The sequence below is a fragment of the Enterococcus sp. DIV0421 genome (assembly GCF_051713745.1).
Lineage (GTDB): Bacteria > Bacillota > Bacilli > Lactobacillales > Enterococcaceae > Enterococcus_D > Enterococcus_D casseliflavus.
The window spans coordinates 1,192,972-1,214,023 of record NZ_JBIOQM010000001.1 but is presented as its reverse complement, the minus strand read 5'-3'; the positions used below and the strand labels follow the sequence as shown (position 1 = coordinate 1,214,023).

The 21,052-nt window shown below is 45.0% G+C and carries 22 protein-coding genes; 18 read left to right on the top strand and 4 right to left on the bottom strand.

Translation table 11 applies throughout. The features are described from left to right. Positions 1-81 precede the first annotated feature (81 nt). The 3 genes from IGI96_RS05895 to IGI96_RS05885 are packed head-to-tail and all read left to right on the top strand — an operon-like array spanning position 82 to position 4,905. Positions 82-1,272: a metallophosphoesterase family protein gene (locus IGI96_RS05895; protein WP_254907801.1), complete on the top strand. Its 1,191-nt coding sequence runs from the start codon at positions 82-84 to the stop codon at positions 1,270-1,272. Next, positions 1,269-3,944 (top strand): AAA family ATPase, encoded by a 2,676-nt coding sequence (locus tag IGI96_RS05890; protein ID WP_438784956.1) that lies wholly within the window; start codon positions 1,269-1,271, stop codon positions 3,942-3,944. Before IGI96_RS05895 ends, IGI96_RS05890 begins: the two co-directional genes overlap by 4 nt. A gap of 16 nt (positions 3,945-3,960) precedes the next feature. Further along, complete coding sequence (locus IGI96_RS05885; protein ID WP_026008117.1) at positions 3,961-4,905, top strand: 3'-5' exoribonuclease YhaM family protein; 945 nt, start codon at positions 3,961-3,963, stop codon at positions 4,903-4,905. A 170-nt stretch (positions 4,906-5,075) separates the two neighbouring features. Here the strand turns inward: IGI96_RS05885 and IGI96_RS05880 are convergent, their stop codons facing one another. The 3 genes from IGI96_RS05880 to IGI96_RS05870 form a co-directional block, all read right to left on the bottom strand. Continuing rightward, complete coding sequence (locus IGI96_RS05880; RefSeq protein WP_005227715.1) at positions 5,076-6,110, bottom strand: peptidylprolyl isomerase; 1,035 nt, start codon at positions 6,108-6,110, stop codon at positions 5,076-5,078. A 115-nt stretch (positions 6,111-6,225) separates the two neighbouring features. Then, positions 6,226-6,600 carry a YtxH domain-containing protein gene (locus tag IGI96_RS05875; RefSeq protein WP_060792575.1) on the bottom strand — a complete coding sequence of 125 codons (375 nt, stop codon included), beginning with the start codon at positions 6,598-6,600 and terminating at the stop codon, positions 6,226-6,228. Then, positions 6,601-7,026 (bottom strand): HIT family protein, encoded by a 426-nt coding sequence (locus IGI96_RS05870; protein WP_005227719.1) that lies wholly within the window; start codon positions 7,024-7,026, stop codon positions 6,601-6,603. A gap of 212 nt (positions 7,027-7,238) precedes the next feature. Between IGI96_RS05870 and IGI96_RS05865 the strand changes: the two genes are divergently transcribed. From IGI96_RS05865 to IGI96_RS05795, 15 genes are all read left to right on the top strand, one after another. Further along, positions 7,239-7,718: a hypothetical protein gene (locus IGI96_RS05865; protein ID WP_010749019.1), complete on the top strand. Its 480-nt coding sequence runs from the start codon at positions 7,239-7,241 to the stop codon at positions 7,716-7,718. 77 nt (positions 7,719-7,795) lie between these two features. Then, on the top strand, positions 7,796-8,530 hold the full coding sequence (locus tag IGI96_RS05860) for an ABC transporter ATP-binding protein (protein WP_005227728.1): 735 nt from the start codon (positions 7,796-7,798) through the stop codon (positions 8,528-8,530). Further along, complete coding sequence (locus IGI96_RS05855) at positions 8,527-9,738, top strand: ABC transporter permease (RefSeq protein ID WP_015510486.1); 1,212 nt, start codon at positions 8,527-8,529, stop codon at positions 9,736-9,738. The genes IGI96_RS05860 and IGI96_RS05855 overlap by 4 nt, the downstream gene beginning before the upstream one ends. A gap of 104 nt (positions 9,739-9,842) precedes the next feature. Continuing rightward, positions 9,843-10,622: a phosphotransferase family protein gene (locus tag IGI96_RS05850; RefSeq protein ID WP_005227730.1), complete on the top strand. Its 780-nt coding sequence runs from the start codon at positions 9,843-9,845 to the stop codon at positions 10,620-10,622. A 57-nt stretch (positions 10,623-10,679) separates the two neighbouring features. Beyond that, the gene (gene trmB / locus IGI96_RS05845; RefSeq protein ID WP_086337755.1) at positions 10,680-11,336 is read left to right on the top strand and encodes a tRNA (guanosine(46)-N7)-methyltransferase TrmB; all 657 of its coding nucleotides are present in this window, start codon (positions 10,680-10,682) and stop codon (positions 11,334-11,336) included. Between the two features lie 88 nt (positions 11,337-11,424). Then, the gene (gene comGA / locus IGI96_RS05840) at positions 11,425-12,387 is read left to right on the top strand and encodes a competence type IV pilus ATPase ComGA (RefSeq protein ID WP_086337756.1); all 963 of its coding nucleotides are present in this window, start codon (positions 11,425-11,427) and stop codon (positions 12,385-12,387) included. Continuing rightward, positions 12,341-13,369 carry a competence type IV pilus assembly protein ComGB gene (comGB, locus tag IGI96_RS05835; RefSeq protein WP_034869028.1) on the top strand — a complete coding sequence of 343 codons (1,029 nt, stop codon included), beginning with the start codon at positions 12,341-12,343 and terminating at the stop codon, positions 13,367-13,369. The genes comGA and comGB overlap by 47 nt, the downstream gene beginning before the upstream one ends. Next, positions 13,366-13,671 (top strand): competence type IV pilus major pilin ComGC, encoded by a 306-nt coding sequence (gene comGC, locus IGI96_RS05830; RefSeq protein WP_015510483.1) that lies wholly within the window; start codon positions 13,366-13,368, stop codon positions 13,669-13,671. Before comGB ends, comGC begins: the two co-directional genes overlap by 4 nt. After that, the gene (gene comGD / locus IGI96_RS05825; protein ID WP_086337757.1) at positions 13,646-14,119 is read left to right on the top strand and encodes a competence type IV pilus minor pilin ComGD; all 474 of its coding nucleotides are present in this window, start codon (positions 13,646-13,648) and stop codon (positions 14,117-14,119) included. The genes comGC and comGD overlap by 26 nt, the downstream gene beginning before the upstream one ends. Continuing rightward, positions 14,100-14,414 (top strand): hypothetical protein, encoded by a 315-nt coding sequence (locus IGI96_RS05820; protein ID WP_015510481.1) that lies wholly within the window; start codon positions 14,100-14,102, stop codon positions 14,412-14,414. The genes comGD and IGI96_RS05820 overlap by 20 nt, the downstream gene beginning before the upstream one ends. Beyond that, entirely contained in the window at positions 14,404-14,829 is a 426-nt protein-coding gene (gene comGF / locus IGI96_RS05815; protein ID WP_005227741.1) for a competence type IV pilus minor pilin ComGF, read from the top strand. Before IGI96_RS05820 ends, comGF begins: the two co-directional genes overlap by 11 nt. Then, entirely contained in the window at positions 14,792-15,163 is a 372-nt protein-coding gene (comGG, locus tag IGI96_RS05810) for a competence type IV pilus minor pilin ComGG (protein WP_254907802.1), read from the top strand. The genes comGF and comGG overlap by 38 nt, the downstream gene beginning before the upstream one ends. A gap of 167 nt (positions 15,164-15,330) precedes the next feature. Continuing rightward, positions 15,331-16,335 (top strand): class I SAM-dependent methyltransferase, encoded by a 1,005-nt coding sequence (locus tag IGI96_RS05805; RefSeq protein ID WP_086337758.1) that lies wholly within the window; start codon positions 15,331-15,333, stop codon positions 16,333-16,335. A gap of 24 nt (positions 16,336-16,359) precedes the next feature. Then, entirely contained in the window at positions 16,360-17,544 is a 1,185-nt protein-coding gene (locus IGI96_RS05800; RefSeq protein ID WP_005233419.1) for an acetate/propionate family kinase, read from the top strand. A 357-nt stretch (positions 17,545-17,901) separates the two neighbouring features. After that, the gene (locus tag IGI96_RS05795) at positions 17,902-19,362 is read left to right on the top strand and encodes a peptide MFS transporter (protein WP_005227746.1); all 1,461 of its coding nucleotides are present in this window, start codon (positions 17,902-17,904) and stop codon (positions 19,360-19,362) included. Positions 19,363-19,457: 95 nt separating this feature from the next. On the opposite strand, the gene abc-f is transcribed toward IGI96_RS05795, so the two are convergent. Further along, a complete protein-coding gene (abc-f, locus tag IGI96_RS05790; RefSeq protein WP_438784954.1) occupies positions 19,458-21,041 on the bottom strand; it encodes a ribosomal protection-like ABC-F family protein in 1,584 nt (527 codons plus the stop codon). Positions 21,042-21,052: the final 11 nt, after the last annotated feature.

The window sequence follows — 21,052 nt, the reverse complement described above, 5'->3', positions numbered from 1 at the left end:
AAAAGGCGAACAAATTTTCGTATTTTGCTGACGAAATGCCTGAGAAATGTTATGATAGAAGCATTAAGGAGGGAGAAAGAAATGCGATTTTTACATAGTGCAGACCTGCATATCGACCGGTCATTTGAAGGGGTTCATTTGTTATCTGAAAAAGTGAAGACCCAACTCCCTGCCATCAATCAAAAAATCATCCGTAATTTGGTGGATGTTGCCTTAGAAAAAGCGGTCGATTTTGTTTTGCTGGCTGGGGATACATTCCATCAAGCACGGCCGAGTCTAAAAGTGCAGCATGACTTTTTTGCCCAACTGCAACGACTAGGGGAAGCACAGATCCCTGTCTATATGATTTTCGGCAACCATGATTATTATGATCCGCAACGGTACTGGTTTGCTTTTCCAGAAAACGTCATTCTCTTTTCATCAGAAGAAGTTCAAACGGTTCAAGGAACAACGAAAAACGGTGAAACCTATGCAATCAGTGGATTTAGCTACCAACATCCTTGGATTACTGAAAATAAAGTAACAGAATTTCCTGCAAGAGCAGCGGTGGATTACCATATCGGGCTTTACCATGGGGACCAAGCTGGTGAACGGTATGCCCCCTTTTCAATCAGTGAAATGAAGCAAAAAGGCTATGATTATTGGGGCTTGGGGCACATCCATGTACCTAAGACGCTCTCAGAGCAGCCACCGATTCTCTATCCAGGTACACCTCAAGGAAAGACCAAGAAAGAACAGGCGACTGGGGTGATTTTGGCAGACTTAACGCCGCAGGGACCAACGATCGAGCGCTTGGAGATCGCAGAGATCGCTTGGCAAAAGCAAGTGGTCGCCTTAGCGGATGTGACTGCCTCGAATGCCGTATTGCCAGCGATCATCGAGCGCTTAAAAAGTCCTGGTTCGCGCTTGCTGCATCTGGTGTTGACCGATGTGCAGCAGCTGCCGCCAGATTGGTTTCCAGCTGCGGAAAAAAATGAATGGCTGACCTACCTCAATGAACGGTTGGCACAAACAGAGCCGCTGCAAGTGATCTATGCCCTTGAAGTCGAGCAAGCCAATGAAGACAAGATCGCATTGGCGGTATCAGAAGATTATATGCTGCAGTTTTTAGCGATGTATGAGTCGCCAGAGATGTTTGCGGATCGATTGTCGGATCTATTGCAGCATCCACTGATCCAGCGGGGGATCACCCATGAATCATTTCAAGAAGAAGTCTTGCAGCAAGCCAAGCAATTGTTGAAAGACGACTTTCAATGGGAGGAGCAGTCATGAGAATTTTAAAAGCAGAGATTACCGGTTTTGGGAAATACCATGAACAAAGCTTTGCCTTTCATCCGAAAAATCAGCTGCTCTTTGGGCACAACGAGATCGGAAAATCGACGTTGTATCAATTTATTGCCGCCATTTTGTTTGGCTTTTCGAAAAAGACAGCCAAGAAAAAAGACTATACCCCCAAAAACGGTGCTGCTTACGGTGGCAAGTTATGGTTGGCGCTGGAACCCTTCGGCGAAGTGATCGTGGAACGCTATCGGCAAGTGGACCGTGGTCGTGCCAAAGTCCATGTCGCTGGCCAGACGGTCGATGAGCAATGGCTGGCACAACACCTGCAGCCCCTCAATCGAGCATTGTTCTTCGATGTCTTTACTTTTCAGCAAGAGCAATTGACCCAGATCGATAAGCTAGAAGAAAATGAGCTGCACCAAGCGTTGATTTCTCTAGGGATCAGCGGCAGTCAAAAAATGCTGCAGCAAGTGGCGCAATATGAAACCACCAATCAGCAACAATACAAGCCACGAGGGCAAAAGCTGCCTTTGAACCAAGCGTTAAAACAATTAGAAAAACTGCAAAAAACGATTGCGGAAAAAGAAAGCGAAGAAAGCCGCATCCAACAGCAGTATCAACAGATCGCCCAGCTGCAAGAACAGATCCAAGACTTGCGGCACCAGTATCAAGCATTGAATGACGCTTATCAGGAAAATCAGCAACAGCTGAGTCACTGGGGCCTTTATGAAGAGTGGCAGCAAATGGCACCAGCAGATACGCTAGCCGATCCTCAGCAAGTCCAAGCCATCAAACAGTTTTATCAGCAGTATCAGCAGCTGACGGAAGAAATTCGCAAAAAAGAAGCCGAATTAGATCAGTTGGAGCAAGGAAAAGAATCAGACAAGTATTTCTTTTACCTTGATCACGAGCATCAGATCAATCACTTGCTGCAGCAGCAAGTGACGATGGCGCGTTTGGCAGATCGTGAAGCAGCAGCCAATCAACAAGAAACAGTCGCCATCACAGAGTTGAATCGCTTGATTGAAAAGCGCCAGTGGAGCAGAAAATCGCCGCCGCTAGTAACGGCTTCGATCCATGAACAAACCACACGTTTACTGCAAGAACGTGTGCAGTTAGAAGAGCTCGAAAAGCGCATGAGGCATTTAGAAGAAAAAGCGCAACCTTTGCAAGACACCGCGGCCCGCTTAGAACAGCAGTATCCTCAATTGATTGGCCGCAAGCCCGTTTCTCGCCCACTATGGCCGCTAGGGATCGTCGGTGGGCTAGTCGCAGTGATCGGTATCTTTTTGCCAAGTCCCTGGCGCTGGCTTGCATTAGGTGCGGGGATCGCAGCGATCATCGGCAGTATTTTGCCGCTGATGAAAGCAGCACCAAACAAGCAGCAAGGCATCAAGCAAGAATGGCAGACGGTCCTCATGCAGCTGGATCTGCTGGGCGAAGAGTTGGCACAGCTGGAAAATGAACAGCAGCAAAAGCAGCAGCAGATCAGCCGTGCCCACCAAGCGTTGACACCCTTTTTTGGTGATTTGCCGGTGGAAAACTGGCAGTCGTATCTATTCGCCTATGATGAAGATGTTGCTAGCTATCAAGCCTACTCACAGCAGCGCAAGCAAGCCTATCAAGAACGGCAAGCGGTCACGGAAGAATTGGCCCCCTTTGAGGAGCAATTCCGCCCGTATGCGGAGTGGCTGCCGCTGCAAAACAAAACCTTGTTAGAAAAAGCGGCGATGTTGCAGAAGTTTCATGAAGAGATGCAAACGATCAAGCTTTCGCGGTTGCAACAACCTAGCACGTTACTGGCCCAACAATTGACCCGTACCCGCAACGAACGCGACCAGCTGTTTGCCCAAGCCAGTGCGCTCTTGCAGCAGCAAGGGTTAGATCACCCTGCAGAAATCAGCCTCTGGTTGAAGCAATGGGAAGCAGCGCAGCGCACGCAGCAGCGAGCAGAAGAATTGGCGGGGATGTTAACACCGATCTATCCCAAACCAGTCACACAAGCAGAATTGCTGCAGCAAAAAGACCAGATCAAGCAGCAGCAAACACAGCTTCAGGCACAAATGCAGCAGTTGACGGAACACAAACAACGCTTGGAATTAGAAGCAGCAGCCAGTCAAAAAAACGGCACCTTGAATCAGCTTTATCAAGAAGAAAGTGAGCTGAAGGCGGTCATTGAAGAACTCGCTGTGGCATGGGGCAGTCGTCAGTTGGCGGCTTCAATTTTGACGGATGTCACGACTGAATTGTCAGAACAGCAATTGCCGCAGCTATTGTCAGCCGCTTCGACTTATTTTGAACAGCTTTCAAACGGACGTTATCAAAAGATTCTTCTGGAAAATGGTCTGTTAGTAGCGGCAAATGCCAGCGAGACCTTTTCGATCATTGACTTGTCCACAGGAACGAAGGATCAGTTGATCATGGCGTTACGTTTCGGTTATCTAGCGCTGCAAAAAAATCACCCGTTGTGCCCGATCATTATTGATGATGGTTGGTTGCATTATGACAGTGTTCGTAAGGAACGCTTCGCAGCACTATTAAAAGAGTTTGGACAAAGTTATCAAGTAATTTGTTTGTCTTCTGACCAAGAAATGGTAAGCTATTATCAGAAGTACCAGCAGCCTATCCAGGATCTGAGTAAAGGAAGTGAAAGATTTGGCTGATCGGCCAAATAAGCCCATGAAAAAAATTCGTGAATTAACTGTTGATGAAACGTTTCAACTTTTCTTACTGATCAAAAATGCCGATGTACGGATCGCGAAAAACGGCAAAAAGTTTATTGCCTTCACGTTTCAGGATACATCTGGCACGATCGATGGAAAGTTTTGGGATGCATCAGATGAAGAAATCGCTCGTTTTGAACCCGGGAAAGTGGTACTACTAGATGGGAAACGAGAAGTTTACCAAGGCAATCCGCAAGTCAAAATCATGCATTTGCGTTTAGCGAAGCCGGAAGAACCCCACGAACCAAGCCAATACATGGAAAAAGCGCCCTTGCGAAAAGAAGAGATGGAAGAAGAAATCAGTCAAACCTTGTTTGAGATCACAAATCCTCACTGGAATCGCATCGTCCGTTTCTTGTTGAACAAGTATAAAAAGGAATTCTTTGATTTTCCAGCTGCGAAGCGCAATCACCATGCCTTCGCCAGTGGATTGGCGTATCATACGACAACTATGCTGCGTTTAGGAAAAGCGATCGTCAAAGAATACCCTGAATTAAATGCGTCACTGCTGTATGCGGGCATTATTTTACATGATTTAGGAAAAGTGATCGAGTTGACAGGTCCCATGACGACAGAATATACCTTAGCGGGGAATCTAGTAGGGCATTTGGTCTTAGTGGATGAAGAAATCACGCAAGCCTGTATTGCTTTGAAATTTGATGACAAACAAGAAGACATCGTTGTTTTGCGGCATATGGTCTTAGCCCACCATGGCTTGTTAGAATATGGGTCACCTGTTCGGCCCCGCATAATGGAAGCGGAGATCCTCCATCAGATCGATAATTTGGATGCTTCCATGCAAATGATGCTGACCTCGATCCGCCTGACAGAACCTGGTCAATACACAGACCGAATTTTTGGCATGGACAATCGGAGTTTTTATGTACCAAAAGAAGTGTAGCAGTGATGTTGCAGCTTGATCGATCAAAGTGAATGATAGAAAGAACAAAAACCACGCTAGGCTTGCTTAGCGTGGCTTTTTTAGCTGCTGGAAAAAACAGTTGAATCGTAGATAGAAATCTAATCGGCACAAAAAAAGAAGCACCGCTATGACGGCACTTCTTTGTTCGTTTATTCAGCAGAAGAATCTGTAGCACTTTCACTTGTTGCAGTAGAATCATCGGTTGCCTCAGTAGCAGAAGAATCTGCTGCTGAGCTGTCTGTTGCATCTGTTGCAGAAGAGTCAGCAGTTGAATCTTCTGTTTCGGCAGCTGTGATGTAATCAGAAAGCAAGTCTGCTAAGTCAGAGTCTTTCATTTTCACATTGGCTGCTTGCAATTCTTGACCGATCGTTGCTGCCATAAAGGTTGAATCATTCAACAACGTGTTTTGAGCAATTTCAGTCAATTCATCTTTGTATTTATCCATATCGTTGCCTTTGTCTTGGTTTTTCACCATTTTCACGATATAGTATTCCGTCGTATAAGTCGACGTGTTGGTTGCAGAGATCACTTCAGAGATTTCACCATCTTTTAAATCAAAAGCGGCTGTTTTCACTTCGTTTGGCACAGCAGTTGACGTAGAATCGAATTTGATCGTTCCGCCATCTTCTTTTGTTGCTGCATCCGTTGATTTTTCTTTAGCGATTTCGCCAAAGTCAGCATCATCTTTTTTCGCTTCTTCTAAGACATCTTTGGCATCATCTTCACTTGCTACTTTGATGATTTGTGCTTCTACTTCTGGGTGGAAAGAATCCCAAGCAGTTTTCATTTCTTCATCAGTAATATCCATGTTGGCTTTTAAGCCTTCACGTAACGCAAGCTGTTCTTTCAATTCTGCACGGTAAGATTTCACCGTATAACCAGAAGCAGTCAAGGTTGATTCAAAGGAATCACTACCGCCGTATTGTTCAGCCACGTTGTTGAATTGTTCGTCGATCATTTCTTCAGTCACGTCATCGCCGTATTTTTCATTAAAGACTTTTAAGACGATCATTTGACGCAACGCTTGTTGGTTTTCTGAACTTGTTTTTGCTTTGTCATAAAAATCTTGAACAGTGATTTTACCGCCCTTCATTGTTGCGATTTCCTCACTTGAGTTTCCACAAGCCGCTAATGCAAAAAGACTCATTGCACTGACTGCTACTAAAAGTAATTTTTTCTTCATTCGTTTAAGCACTCCTAATTCTAAAAAGATTCATAATAATCACTGCACCTACTATACCACTTCTAGAAATGGTTGGGAAGAAAACAGTGGATGTTTCAAACAAAATTCATAAAAACTACAAATTTTCGATTTGTTTGTCATCCGCTGCGCTTTGGGCTTGAATCGTCGTAATGTGTTGATTCAATTGCTCCATTTGGGTCTTGATCCGAGCAAGGCGCGGTTGGGCTTGGAATTTGAAGGCTTCCAAATCTTTCGTGAAAGACTCCGTAACAACAGGGATCGTTTCGTCGATCGTTTTGCGGGTCACCATTACGGCATCTTTTAGCTGTTTGACGCTGTCATTGAATTCTAAGGTCGCTTCTGTCGTGTCATCTAAATAGCGAATCAATTCTTCACGGGTTTCATTGCCGCTTTTCGGTGCAAAAAGCAAACCGCCTAAGCCGCCGGCGATGGACCCGAATAATAGTCCTTTAAGAAAATTGCCGATCATTTAGTCCACCTGCTTTCCAATTTTTTCGGCGATTGCCGCTAGTTCTTCCCCCGTGTAATTGTCTGCGTGATTGCCAAAATGGATCTTGAAATCATCGTCTTTGCTGTAACGAGGAATCAAATGGACATGGGAATGGAAGACCGATTGATACGCCAATTCTTTATTGTTGTTGATGATATTTAAGCCTTCGATTTCAGGGAATGCTTTTTCGATCGCCCGAGCAATCTTAGGGATGCGGGCAAAAACCGCTGCTGCCAACGTTTCATCGTACTCAAAAATATCCGTCACATGGGTTTTGGGAATCACCAATGTATGACCAGGGGTGACTTGGGAAATATCTAAAAAGGCATAAACTTGCTCATCCTCGTAGACTTTGTAGCTAGGGATCTCACGATTGTTGATTTTACAAAAAATACAATTTTCCATTGTAAAAAAACCTCCTTGATCTATTACCTCTACTTTACCATATTTTGCTTTTTTTCGTCTGGTTTCCTCTTTGAAAAAGTCGGAACAAGGCAACTGTTCCTTCAACAAAGGCGCTTTTTTAAAGAAATGCGAAAAGCGAGCGAGAAACGCTTGCATTTAGATTCCAACAACCCTAGACTTAATATCAGAAATCAATTGGAAAGAAGGAACCTATGAAACCGATCATCAAAGAAACCTTACAGAAAAAAACAACGACTTCAGCGAAGCTCCGCTACTTGGCTTATGCCTATAAAGAATGGTTGATTGCGATCACGCTTTTTGTGGTGTTCGCAGGTTCGATCACCTATTCGCTAACGCGTCCAAAAGAAGAAGTAGTCAATGCCGCCATCGTCACTGAAACAGCGATGGACCCTACGGTGCAGAGTGAATTGGAGACAGCCATTGAGACCTGGGCGATCGACCAAGGGTATCAAAAAGAAGAGTTGAGGATCAGTCTGGTTTCCTATGCTGAACCTGCTGCTGTCCAAGCCTTTACTACCCGTCTTGCCGCCGGTGCGATCCAAATGGTCATTTTTCCAGCGAGTGATGCACAACTGTGGCAAGAACGCTTTGGCAGCCAAGAATTGCCGCAAGAAACCATTACAGTGGGAGAAAACGAATTTATCTTACAAGTCACGAATAAAGAAAAATAAGCAACGGTTTTGCTAGCGGATTGAAAAAAGAGCCTACGTTGACAGAAAGCCGTAATTAGGCGAATCGGAGGAAAAGAATGACTTTACAAGTAGCAAATGTGACAGGCGGTTATAACCAGCTGCCAGTCTTAAAAAATATTGATTTTACGATCGGCGATGGTGAGCTCGTTGGTCTGATTGGCTTGAATGGGGCGGGGAAGAGTACGACGATCAAAGAAATCATCGGGTTACTGCAACCTCACAGCGGGACGATCACGATCGACGGCTTGACCTTGAAGGAGAACCCAGAGCAATACCGCAAACAAATCGGGTATATTCCCGAAACCCCATCTTTATATGAAGAATTGACCTTAAGAGAGCACATTGAAGTGACAGCGATGGCCTATGACCTTCCGCAAGAAGAAGCCATGAAGCGAGCGGAGCGTTTGTTAAAAACCTTTCGCTTAGAAAACAAACTCGATTGGTTCCCAGCAAACTTCTCAAAAGGGATGAAACAAAAAGTCATGGTGCTGTGTGCCTTTTTGATTGAGCCAAGCGTCTACATCATTGATGAACCTTTTCTAGGATTAGATCCTTTAGCGATCAATGCGTTATTGGAGCTGATGAATGAGATGAAACAAACCGGGGCATCAATTTTGATGTCCACCCATATTTTAGCAACCGCAGAGAAGTATTGTGACAAATTCATCCTACTGCATAACGGTGAGATCCGCGCACAAGGGACATTGGCGCAGCTAAGAAGCCAATTTCAAGCGCCAGAAGCCTCCCTTGATGATCTGTACCTCGCACTGACAAAGGAGAGTCAAGCATGAAGCAGTTTTTCTCGCAACGCTTACAGCGGCATCAAAAACAGATGACACGCTATTTGCGCTATGTCTTCAATGATCATTTTGCTTTGATCAGCACCTTCTTAGTGGGAGGTCTGGGGCTGTATTATTCAGAATTGCTAAAAACATTGCCGCGGCCGTTTCCATTAGGCGGCATCATCGTGGTCGCTGTTTGGCTCTTCGTTTTACCGCTGGGACGCTTAGCGACACTGACGAAACCGGCAGATTTGATTTTTCTGTTAGCCAAAGAAGGGCAAATGAGAAGTTACCTCAGTCAAGCCCTGCGTTATTCCCTCTGGCTGCCCTTTGGGGTCTTATTTTTAGCCGTAGGAGCAACGATGCCTTTGGTCGTGGTCACCGCAAACAGTACATTTGCTTCCTTTCCCTTCTTTTTAGGAATGATGTGGCTGTTAAAACTGGGGGATCTTTCACTGCAGCGGATTCGGTTGTATCAAGAAACACAGCAGCAAGTCAAACAGCAGCGAGGAATCTGGTTCGCCAGTGCGTTAGCTGCCACACTTGCCAGTATTTATGTAGCACCTTGGCTAGGGTTGGTGATCAGCATCCTCCAAGCAATCTGGTTCCTCTTTGGCGTGAAATCTAATCGTCAGCTTTTGGATTGGGACTATATGATCCAAGCCGAGCAATCGCGTTTATTACGGATTTATCGATTTATCAACTTGTTTACAGATGTTCCCCAAATCACGACGGAAGCCAAACGACGCAAATACCTCGACTGGTTGCTGGCAAAGATCAAACCAGCCCAAAGCAATACGTATCTTTATCTTTACTTGCGCCGAGTGATTCGTGGTGGGCAATACGGCGGTCTTTATGTCCGTTTATCCTTGATTGGTGGCTTCGTCTTATTCTTTGTCGATGAGCTTTGGATCAGTCTGCTGATCGGCTGCTTGTTTCTTTATCTGATCGGTTTCCAACTGATCCCTTTGATCAATGAATTTCAATACATGGTTTTGACCCATTTGTATCCCGTGCCAGAAAAACAAAAAGCCGCAGCAATCAAAAAAATTATCGGGTCACTTTTGCTTGTGACGACTGTTTTTTTCGGCGTGATCTGTTGCTTGCGCTTGCCCGTTGTTTGGCAAGGGGGCATCGCTTTTGTGGGCTTCTTCCTCTTTGCGGGTCTTTTTTTAGGCATCTACTTGCCAGGGCGATTAAAGAAAATGCACGCCTGATCCTCAGGAAACCTCTCTTACAAAAAGCGAACGCATATGCGCTTGACGGCGACCCTTTAGGAAGCTAGAATAAGAGGTACTGCGAAATAAGGAGAGAAGCTAGGATGGATATTCGCTTGGATCAAGATTGGCGTATGCGGCCGATCAAAGGCGACACCGGGAAAGCCTATATCGGGCTCAAGGACAACGACAAAGTCTTTATCAAACGAAATACGACCCCGATGCTTGCGGCACTCTCTAAAGAGGGCATTGCACCCAAACTCGTCTGGACGAAACGGACGGGAAATGGGGATACGCTCTCCGCACAAGAATGGCTGGATGGACGGGTCTTAGATCCCGATGAGATCGGCCAAAGAAATGACGTCATTGATGTGTTGTATCACTTGCATCATTCAAAAACGCTGGCACAGATGCTAAGCAAAATCGGCGGACAAGTCAGATCGCCTGAACAAATGCTGATGGATTATCAAGATCAGCTGCCTTCTGCGGTGGCTCAAAACCGTTTTATTCATTTGGTCACCGAGTATTTAAAAGCCAATATTCCAGCTTTTGACGAGCAAAAAGCCGCGGTCGTCCATGGCGATGTCAATTATCGAAATTGGCTGGTTTGTCAAAACTATTTGTATTTAGTCGATTGGGATTCCGTGATGTTTGCAGATCCAGCAATCGATATCGGGACTATTTTAGGTCACTATGTGCCGCTATCCAGCTGGTCCCATTGGCTGGTGCGCTACGGTATCCATAGCAGCAGCGAAGTGATCGAAAAAATTTATTGGTATGCATTGTTGAGTATGCTGCAAGAGGTCAAAAAATATTATCTGCGGGGCGATTACAAAGCCATGAATGCAGAGATTTTACAATTAAAACGAATTTATAGTGAATGAAGAGAAGATGGAGCGAGGCAATTTGGTTCCATCTTGTTTTTTCGGAAAGGAAGAAACATGAGAGTAAGAAAACGTGCAGGTGCAAAAGAGCTGATTGAAGCTCATCCACAATACGTCGTTGCAGAGCCTACCGAATGGAAAGGGCGTTGGCATGAACGCTTTGGCAATGATCATCCGCTACACATCGAGATCGGCATGGGAAAAGGTCAATTTATTACGGAAATGGCGAAAGCTCATCCCGAAATCAATTATATTGGGGTAGAGATGCAGATCAGTGTCGTTTCGATCGCACTGGATAAAATGATCGAGCAGGAGATCCCAAACTTGCAGCTGCTGCATGTGGATGGTTCGGTTTTGACCAACTATTTTGAAGACAATGAAGTAGACCAGATCTATTTGAATTTTTCTGATCCATGGCCTAAGAAGAAGCATGAGAAGCGCCGTTTGACTTCTAAAGCCTTTTTAGCGGTGGACGAGCAAATTTTACGACCTAATGGCGAAATCCATTTCAAAACGGACAACCAAGGATTGTTTGAGTATTCCTTAGCGAGCTTTTCTCAATATGGCATGATCATCAAACAAGTTTGGTTGGACCTGCATAACAGTACCTTTGAGAACAATATCATGACGGAATATGAAGAAAAATTCTCAAGCCGCGGGCAGCGAATCTATCGAGTGGAAGCCCAATTTGTGGCAAAAGACCCGCAGGAATAAAGAAGAGACGAAAGACGAAGCAAATTTGCTTCGTCTTTTTTTTCTATTCTCAAAAGGCTTGCGTATTTCTTTTTAGGAGGGATAAGTCGTGGATATTCAAGCATTCTCAGATGAGTTGATTCACTATGGCAGACAAGAACGCATGCAGGATCTGGCCATTTTGCCGAGCGGTACACAGATGGAGGTGATTTTCAGTAAAAGCTATCTCAGAAAGACCTATCAAGTACTGACCAACGAAGAAGCCCAGCAGCTGATCACTCGCTTCAAATTTTTAGGAGGAATGGAGGTGGGAGAACGACGCAAAGCTCAGTTAGGAGCAGTCAGTTATCCGTTAGGCGATCAGCTGCAGCGGCTGCGCATCTCCACAGTCGGTGATTACCAAGGGCGTGAAAGTCTCGTGATGCGGTTTCTTTATCCTTTGACTCAGGAGCACCTGCGCTATTTTTTTGCAGAAGACGTCCAGCAGATCCAACAGGCAACCAAACAAAGAGGGCTGTATTTGTTTTCTGGCCCCACTGGCTCAGGGAAATCGACCCTCATGTATCAATTAGCTCGGGCAACCAAGGGGCAAATCATTACCATCGAAGATCCTGTGGAGATCGAGGAGCCGCGCTTTTTACAGCTGCAAACCAATTTGAAGATCGAACAAGACTATGATGAATTGATTCGCTTGTCCTTGCGGCATCGTCCAGACCTGCTTTTGATCGGCGAGATTCGTAACAAAGAAACGGCGCAAGCCGCTGTACGAGCCGCTCTGACAGGTCACCGAGTATTTGCCACGATCCATGCCCGAGGTGTAGCAGAAACCAAGACGCGGCTGCTGGAATTGCTCGGGCCAGACGATCGTCTGGCACATGCGCTGCAAGGGATCATTTATCAGCGATTGTTGCCAAATGAAGCGAATGAACCTCATGGATTGCTGGCATATCACTTTTATGAGGGGCAAGTGGAAAAAAAGTGGCAGCAGGTATTAAAACAAGTGAAAGAAAGTGGGTGGATCAGCGATGAAGTTTATGAAAAAGAAGCCCCAGCTACCACGCCGTGCAACTGAAGCCCTCTTAGTCACCTTCACGGTGTTATTGGAGAGTGGCTTTTCCCTACAAGAAAGCCTCCAAGTGCTGCTGCGCAGCCGCCAGTTTTCTGAACCTGTGATCGAACAGCTAATTGTACATCTCGCCCAAGGGCAAAGCTTTGCAGCAGCGGTAGCGCCGTTGTCGTTATCGGCTACTGAAAAAAGTCAGCTTCATTTAGCAGAAAATCATGGGGATCTCACGGCGACCTTGCGGCGGATGGTCGACTACCATAAATTGGTCAACAAGCAAAAACAGCTGCTGTACAAAGTAGCTGCCTATCCGCTTTTGTTACTGGTCTTTTTAATAGCTGCGCTTTTTGGGATGCACCGCTTTTTATTGCCCCAATTGCTAGCCTCTGGCATGATCGACGAAGGTCATTGGGGCATTCGCGCCATCACTTGGGCACCAGCAGTACTTATCCTCTTCTTGTTGTTAAGTGTGCTGCTTTTTGTGATCAGCCGCTGGGTGTTTGCCCGCCGCACTGCCTTGCAAAAAGCTGTGTTTTTCAGCCACCTGCCATTGTTCGGAGCATTGTACACGAGTTATCACACGAGTTTTTTCGCATTGGAATGGGGCAAGTTGTTTCAGCAAGGGTTAGATATCCAACAGATCATCGAGTGTATGGAGCACACCAATAAAGCTACCTTGATCCAAGAATTAGCACGAGAACTGCGAGTGACCTTGACACTTGGGGGCGAACTCCCAGAAAAACTTCGTCATTTCTCGTTTCTCACACCCGAATTTTCTTTGATCGTCTTTCAAGGAGAAGTACGAGGAAAGTTAGGAGAAGAGCTTTTTTTATACAGTCAATTATTGATGGAACGCTTGTTTCAACGAATCGAAAAAGCCATTCACTGGGTTCAGCCTCTGATTTTTTTGTTGGTTGCTTTAATGATCGTTGGGATCTATGCCGCTATGTTTTTACCAATCTATGGAAATATCCAAGGAGTGATCGAATGATAGAAAAGAAAGTAGCATCTCCTCGCAAGCAGGGGATTTGGCGTGTCAAAAAAGGCTTTACATTGGTTGAAATGCTAGTCGTTTTATTAGTGATCAGTATTTTGGTTTTGTTGTTTGTCCCAAATCTTGCCAATCAAAGAGGAATCATTGATGAGAAAGGAAATGCGGCGATCGTGAAAGTAGTGGAAACCCAGATCGAACTCTTTCGTCTAAATGAAGATCGGGTGCCTTCGAAAGAAGAATTGATTGCAGAAGGGTATGTATCTGAGGAACAATATGCGATTTATGAGCAAAGAAAGTGAGAACAATGGCACTAGGGGATTTTCTGGGTTTACCTTGATGGAAAGTCTCTTGGTACTCTTGGTCAGTAGTCTCTTTCTCTTTTTCCCCGTCGTGGCTATCGAGTACTATCAACGATCTGCGGAAGTTTTCGGCTTTTGTGCTCGCTTAGAAAAAGGACTCTATACCTTGCAGCAATCGGCCATCATCGATAACACACAAACCCGAGCAATCTATCAAGCAGAGCCAACACCAACTGTTTCATTTTACGGCGCTGCAACTGAGCCAGTCACCAAGATCGACGTTCCTCCTCAACTAGCGATGCAGGCGTTTCCCGATATTCTTTTTAGTAGTCAATCCGGCAACAACAGCAGTCTGCGAAGGATCATTTTCTATTGGCAGGAGAAAAAGCAAACCATCAGCTATAAGTTTTTATTTGGGAGTGGCCGTTATGAAAAAATCGTTGAATAGTGGGTTCATCTTAGCAGAAAGCCTGATTGGCTTTGGGGTCTTGGCAACTTGTGTGTTACTGTTTTTAGCAATGCAGACCGCTTCACTGACGCAAAGTGCGGCATTGCAAGAAAAAGCCCAAATGCTGCGGGTGCTGTATGAAGAAGTCCAGAACCACTCCTTTGATGCGTCAACCATTACCTACACGACGCAGCGTCAGGCAGTCTATCAAGTTCGCTTTTGGCAAGCAGCGCAGCATCAACAAGCACGCATCCAAAGCTGCGAGCAGCTCTGGGAGATCGTGTATGAAGAGTAAAGGCTTTACTTTGTTGGAGTGTCTGTTGTCTTTATGGGTATTGGCGATCTGCTTATTGCTGATCAGCGGGATCGTTAAGCACCTCGCACCCGTCAATCAGCAGATCATGGCTCGCAAAGATCAAGAATGGCATGTGTTTTTGTTTCAGCTGGAACGGGAATTAAGTACCTGTACCTATCTATCGGTCAGTGAGACCACACTGTATTTGAGAAGCAGTCAAAACAATTCGGTCACCATCGATCGCATCAATCGCGTGCTGCGAAAGCGGGACAACAATGGGTATCAACCACTATTGACAGAAGTAACGGATGTGTCTTTTGAGAAAATTGGCGCAGCGATCCGCTTTACCGTTTCCTTTGAGAATGGAGAGCAGAAAATTGGACAATGGAAAATTCACACACAAGAGGCGGCATAAAGGCGGTATTTTACTCACAGCATTGTTGTTTGTGCAGCTGTTGAGCTTGATGTTATTGCTAGTGTTAGAAAACAGCCGCACAACAGCCCTTTTTTATACAAAAACCATTGAAACCTATGAAGCCCGCATCATGAGCGAACTGTTTCATACGGAATTCTTGCAAAACGAATTGGCAGATCAAGGGTCACGACTTTATAATGTAGGAAAGTTAACCTATGAACGGCAAGGACAACTCTTACAGATCGAGTGCCATGTCAAAAGCCGCCGCTTTACATTTACCTTTTTGTTACCCGAAGAAGAGCCTGAAATAGACACAGATGACCAAGAAGAATAGTACAGGAAAAGGATGGTTGTTTCGACCATCCTTTTTCATACAGAAATAGAAAAAGAATGTTTACAGCTTCACAAATTATTCTAAACGAAAGCGATTGATTATTTTGGATGAATCGGCTAAAATTAAACAGGTATATATGTTGTTATAGTTTTGAAAAGAGGTGCAAGATGTCCGCAGAAAAAATGGAAACGTCTTTTCATTTGACCGTTGAAGCGATCCAACTGCTTCAAAACGCATTGGAAACGTCTTTTTTTGATGCTTACGTAGAGACGATCGAAAATTTTGTTGATCAATACCAAGTTCGCGTGATCGATGGGGTACCAGATGAAGCAACTGCTGCTCGTTTAGAAACCATCTATCAAGAAATTCGAGCAATGGAACTATCGGCAGAAGAAAAACGCAAGCTTGCGCAGTTGGTTTTGTTGAAAGGCAGCCAAACGGAGCGCCTGCAGGCCAATCACCAACTGACACCAGATAGTCTTGGGTTTTTATTCGTCTATTTGATCGAGCAGTTGAGTAGTGCCGACCAACCAGTGAAACTTCTTGATTTATCGGTAGGCATGGGGAATCTCTTATTGACAGTCTTGCTGAATCTGCAATTAGCGAAGCGTCCAGTAGAAGGAACCGGTGTGGATATTGACGAAACCTTGTTGGCGATCGCAGCTGCAACTGGCGAATGGACCAAAGCGCCCTTGCATTTGTTCCATCAAGATGGCTTGCAAGAGCTTTTGATCGAACCGATGGATCTGGCGATCAGCGATCTACCGGTGGGCTATTACCCACAAGATGACAAAGCCCGCAGCTTCATTACGGCGGCTCCAGAAGGGCACAGTTACGCCCATCATTTGTTGCTGGAACAAGCGATGAACTATGTCAAAGCTGGCGGTTACGGTTTGTTCTTAGTACCAAGCAACTTTTTGGAAACGGAACAGAGTGAATTTTTGAAAAAATGGCTGAAAGAAAAGGTTTATTTGCAAGGAATGATTCAGCTTCCTGAAGAACTCTTTAAAAATGAACATTCACGTAAAAGTATTTTGCTTTTACAAAACCATGGAGGGACAAGCAAACAAGCAGACGAAGTCTTGCTGGTCAAGCTAGCCTCACTGAAAGAACCAAAGAACATCACAAAACTTTTTGAACAATTTGCGGCTTGGAAAGCAGCAAATCTGTAATATAATTCGGATAAGGAGATCATCATGTCAAAAACAATCGCAATCAATGCTGGAAGTTCAAGTTTAAAATGGCAATTATATCAAATGCCAGAGGAAACAGTTGTCGCTAAAGGAATCGTTGAACGAATCGGTTTGAAAGATTCTATCTTTACCATCAAATATGGGGAAGATCAAAAATTCGAACAAATCATCGACATCAACGATCACGAAGTAGCTGTAAAAATGTTATTGGATCAACTGATCGAATTAAACATTTTAGGTGCCTATGATGAAATCACTGGCGTCGGTCACCGCGTCGTTCACGGCGGAGAAGATTTCCCTGATTCAGTTGTGATCACAGACGAAGTGATGGAACGCATCCAAGCATTGGCTGAATTTGCGCCATTACACAACCCAGCAAACTTGATGGGGATCACTGCTTTCAAAAAAATCTTGCCAGAAATCATCAGTGTCGCTGTTTTTGATACTTCTTTCCATGCAACGATGCCAAAACACAATTACCTATACAGCTTGCCATTAGAGTACTATAACGAATTTAAAGTACGTAAATACGGCTTCCACGGTACAAGCCACCGTTATGTTTCTGAGCGTGCAGCAGAAATGTTAGGTAAACCAATCGAAGAATTAAAAATCATCACTTGCCATCTAGGGAACGGTGCGTCGATCACTGCGGTTGACGGCGGAAAATCAGTAGATACATCAATGGGCTTCACGCCATTAGCTGGTGTAACGATGGGCACACGTTCAGGTGACATCGATCCTGCTGTTTTGCCTTACTTAATGGAAAAATTAGATTTGAATATCGATGAAATGGTGGATGTTTTAAACAAAAAATCTGGTTTATTAGGTTTAACTGGTATTTCCAGCGACATGCGCGATCTAGAAGCAAACTACGACAAAGAAGAAGTCAAAGTTGCTTATGACGTCTTTACTGACCGCATCCGTAAATACATCGGTGGCTATGTCACAACCATGAACGGTGTTGATGCGATCGTCTTTACTGCTGGTATCGGTGAAAATGATGCCCACGTCCGCAGCGAAGTTATCAAAGGCATGACTTGGTTTGGTTGCGAATTAGATGCCGATCAAAATGCAAAACGCGGCGAAGAATTAGTGATCTCAACTGAAGAGTCAAAAGTCAAAGTACTTTTGATCCCAACAGATGAAGAATTAATGATCGCTCGCGATGTGGAACGTTTACGCGGCTAAGCGAAAACCTTCCTTAGAATAGAAGCTGAAACACATGCAAGAGAAATGCTTGCATGTGTTTTTTTGTAGGAAAGTCCGCAAAATGGGGCTAGAGAGAAAAATTGGTGAAGACCATTTTCTAATTTTTTAAACAGATAATTTAATAATTATACATATGAGAATTGGCTCATACTGCACCTAGGTGGAGGGCTTCTCATTTTGCTTTCATTTGAATTTAAATTTCCCTCCTTTTTTACAAGATGTTCTCAGGGAAATACCCTTGTAAAAGTTGCCAAATGGGAATAAACTGGCATTTGTGAATTTTCAGAAAAATTCCGCTATTTTATTTTCATTAATTTTTATAAGGGGCCATTACATATGGAAAAAGAAAAAACATTCTTAGGTCAGCCGCGAGGGCTGTCGACTTTATTCTTCACGGAAATGTGGGAACGATTCAGTTATTATGGTATGCGGGCGATTTTGGTGTACTTCATGTACGATGCAGTTGCCAACGGCGGCTTAGGGTTGCCAAAAGGAACGGCTGTGGCGATCATGTCGATTTACGGTTCCTTAGTGTATATGTCAAGTATTGTTGGCGGCTGGATCTCGGACCGTCTGTTAGGATCAAATAAATCCGTCTTTTATGGTGGGATCTTGATCATGTTAGGACACATCGTTTTGGCAACACCTTTAGGGATTCCAGCGTTGTTTGTGTCCATGATGCTGATCGTCATCGGAACCGGACTCTTGAAATCCAACGTGTCGGGTATGGTGGGGCATTTATACAGCAAAGACGATATCCGTCGGGATGCTGGTTTCTCGATTTTCTACATGGGGATCAATATTGGCGGCTTGTTAGCACCGATCATCGTCGGGATCTTAGGACAAGAGGTCAACTACCACTTAGGCTTTTCGATTGCTGCTATCGGGATGTTCATCGGTTTGGTGCAGTATTATGTGCAAGGAAAAACCACGTTGAAAAGTGTAGCGATCGCGCCAACGAATCCCTTATCGGCAGCCGAAAAGAAAACCTTCTTCCGAGCAGTCGTTCTGGTTCTTCTCGCATTGGCAGTGTTGTTTGGCGCAGCAGCTGCAACTGGCCATCTGACGGTGGATTTCTTCATCAACTTTATCAGTGTTCTAGGTATTTTCTTACCGATCTACTACTTTACCAAAATGCTCCGTTCGAAAGATGTCACACCAGATGAAAAGAAAAAAGTGTTGGCCTACATTCCGCTGTTTTTGTCAGCGATCGTCTTTTGGTCATTGGAAGAACAAGGCTCATCGATCTTGGCATTGTTTGCCGCTGACCGTACGCAATCAACGTTATTCGGCATCAATATTCCAGCAAGTTTGTATCAAACCTTAAATCCACTTTTTGTCGTCTTATTGACACCTGTCTTTGTCTGGTTGTGGACCAAACTAGGCTCTCGTCAGCCACGGACAGAAGTGAAGTTTGCCATCGGTTTAGTCTTAGCCGGTTTGTCCTTTCTATTGCTAATGCTGCCAAGCCTCTTGTTTGGAGTAGAAGAACGGGTCAGCCCATTATGGTTGGTATTGAGCTTCTTCATCATGATTGCAGGGGAAATGTGTCTTTCACCGGTGGGCTTGTCGGTGACGACCAAACTTGCGCCGAAAGCCTTCGAAGCACAAACCTTGGCGATTTGGTTGTTAGCAGACGCTTCTTCACAAGCCATCAATGCGCAAATCGCTCGGTTCTACACACCGCAAACAGAAGGGATGTACTATGGCATCGTCGGCGGAGTAGCCGTTGTTGTCGGTATCATCTTGTATTTAGCTAGAAAACCGATCCGCAACTTGATCGGCAACATTCATTGATCAAAAAATAAAAACTTGATTTTCCGCCTATGCATGGATTGAACAACCCATGCATACGGTAGGAAAATCAAGTTTTTTTGTTGCAAATCAATCTCTTAATCAATCAAGGGGCTCAATGGCTGGTGCGTGATCTGCTGCTGTGCAATGACCAGGGCTTCTTGGAAGTGCTGCTGTAAAAAGTAGCGGTCATGGCTGACCGCCAACAGGGTCCCTTGATAATCTTGCAGCATTTCTTCAATTTCTTCTCGGGCATAGCTGTCGGGATGATTGGTTGGTTCATCCAAAATCAGGACGTTGATTTTTTCTAAAAAGAGTTTCAGTAACGCCAAACGGATTTTTTCACCACCAGATAAATCTTTGATTCGTTTGGCCACATCACTTTGATAAAACCCACTTTTGGCCAATTGCCGACGAGCAGCCTCTTCGTTTCCTGTCAACGTCTGTACGTAGGCCAACAAGCGACTCTCAGGATCGGCAAACTGCAGCTGTTGGGGCAAATAGCCAATTTGTAAGCTGCTGCCGCGCTTGATAGTGCCGCCGCTAGGAAGCTCCTCACCGAGAAGTAATTTGAGTAAGGTTGATTTTCCAGTACCATTGTCGCCAATGATGGCTAGATGCTCCCCACGGTAGATTGCAAAACTACTGTCTTTGAATAGGAGCTGATCGGCATATTGCTGGTGCAAGTCGCAAACGATGAACACCTCTTTGCCTGATTTTCCGCCATTTGCCAAGCCTTGTAGCCGATTTTTCGGGGGCGCTGGCGGTTTGACCAGCGTAAGTTTCGCTAGGCGGCGTTCCAATTCTTTGGCTTTTTTGAAGAAGGATTCATTGTCTCCTTCATGGCCCCACTGACGAAACCGACGAATCATGACTTTTAGCCGCTGGACTTCTTTTTGCTGCAGTTCGTAATTTTTGGTCAGCTCCGCCAAGCGAGCTTCTTTTAAGACACGAAATCGGCTGTAATTTCCAGGATACTCAACCAAGGCGCCTTCTTCCAGTTCCCAGGTCTTGGTGGTGACTTGATCGAGAAAGTGCCGATCGTGCGAAACGACTAGAACCGCTTTTTTCGTGTTCTGTAAATAATTTTCTAACCAGCGGATACTGGAAAGATCCAAGTGATTGGTTGGTTCATCCAGTAACAGCAGGTCAGCATCGGCAACTAACACTTTGGCTAAAGCGACTTTGACCCGTTCACCGCCGCTAAGCTCTGTTAAGCGTGCGTTCTGTCGATGGGGAATTCCTAAGCCTTGTAAGATCGCGGAAATTCGGTCTTCTAATCCATAGCCGCCCAGCTCTTCAAAGCGCTGCTGCAACTCGCCATAACGGATCAGACACTTCTCTAAATCAGTATCGGGTTCTGCCATCAAGGCTTCGTAATGGCTCATTTGCTGCTTGAGTTCTTGAATGGTAGCAGCAGAATGGAGCAGGTAGTGGGTAACGGTTGCTTCAGAAACTGTCAGCTCTTGCTCGACCGTCCCGATCCTCAAGCCTTTTTGGCGGCTGATAACGCCGCTATCGACGCCTTCACTGCCAGTCAAGATTTGTAAAAAGGTTGATTTGCCCGTTCCGTTGATGCCGACTAGGGCAATTTTTTCCCCAGCTTCGATTTGGCAGGATAACTCCTCAAATAACGGATTCCCGCCGATGGTTTTTTTAATAGCAATTGCTTGTATGATCATGATCTCTCTCC

Coding starts and splice junctions, on each gene's coding strand:
- comGB (WP_034869028.1), top strand. CDS start 12,341: ATGAAGTTTATGAAAAAGAAGCCCCAGCTACCACGCCGTGCAACTGAA.
- IGI96_RS05820 (WP_015510481.1), top strand. CDS start 14,100: ATGAAAAAATCGTTGAATAGTGGGTTCATCTTAGCAGAAAGCCTGATT.
- IGI96_RS05805 (WP_086337758.1), top strand. CDS start 15,331: ATGTCCGCAGAAAAAATGGAAACGTCTTTTCATTTGACCGTTGAAGCG.
- trmB (WP_086337755.1), top strand. CDS start 10,680: ATGAGAGTAAGAAAACGTGCAGGTGCAAAAGAGCTGATTGAAGCTCAT.
- IGI96_RS05865 (WP_010749019.1), top strand. CDS start 7,239: ATGAAACCGATCATCAAAGAAACCTTACAGAAAAAAACAACGACTTCA.
- IGI96_RS05870 (WP_005227719.1), bottom strand. CDS start 7,026: ATGGAAAATTGTATTTTTTGTAAAATCAACAATCGTGAGATCCCTAGC.
- IGI96_RS05800 (WP_005233419.1), top strand. CDS start 16,360: ATGTCAAAAACAATCGCAATCAATGCTGGAAGTTCAAGTTTAAAATGG.
- IGI96_RS05885 (WP_026008117.1), top strand. CDS start 3,961: ATGAAAAAAATTCGTGAATTAACTGTTGATGAAACGTTTCAACTTTTC.
- IGI96_RS05890 (WP_438784956.1), top strand. CDS start 1,269: ATGAGAATTTTAAAAGCAGAGATTACCGGTTTTGGGAAATACCATGAA.
- abc-f (WP_438784954.1), bottom strand. CDS start 21,041: ATGATCATACAAGCAATTGCTATTAAAAAAACCATCGGCGGGAATCCG.
- IGI96_RS05880 (WP_005227715.1), bottom strand. CDS start 6,110: ATGAAGAAAAAATTACTTTTAGTAGCAGTCAGTGCAATGAGTCTTTTT.
- IGI96_RS05855 (WP_015510486.1), top strand. CDS start 8,527: ATGAAGCAGTTTTTCTCGCAACGCTTACAGCGGCATCAAAAACAGATG.
- comGF (WP_005227741.1), top strand. CDS start 14,404: ATGAAGAGTAAAGGCTTTACTTTGTTGGAGTGTCTGTTGTCTTTATGG.
- IGI96_RS05875 (WP_060792575.1), bottom strand. CDS start 6,600: ATGATCGGCAATTTTCTTAAAGGACTATTATTCGGGTCCATCGCCGGC.
- IGI96_RS05795 (WP_005227746.1), top strand. CDS start 17,902: ATGGAAAAAGAAAAAACATTCTTAGGTCAGCCGCGAGGGCTGTCGACT.
- comGD (WP_086337757.1), top strand. CDS start 13,646: ATGCGATTTATGAGCAAAGAAAGTGAGAACAATGGCACTAGGGGATTT.
- IGI96_RS05895 (WP_254907801.1), top strand. CDS start 82: ATGCGATTTTTACATAGTGCAGACCTGCATATCGACCGGTCATTTGAA.
- comGC (WP_015510483.1), top strand. CDS start 13,366: ATGATAGAAAAGAAAGTAGCATCTCCTCGCAAGCAGGGGATTTGGCGT.
- IGI96_RS05860 (WP_005227728.1), top strand. CDS start 7,796: ATGACTTTACAAGTAGCAAATGTGACAGGCGGTTATAACCAGCTGCCA.
- IGI96_RS05850 (WP_005227730.1), top strand. CDS start 9,843: ATGGATATTCGCTTGGATCAAGATTGGCGTATGCGGCCGATCAAAGGC.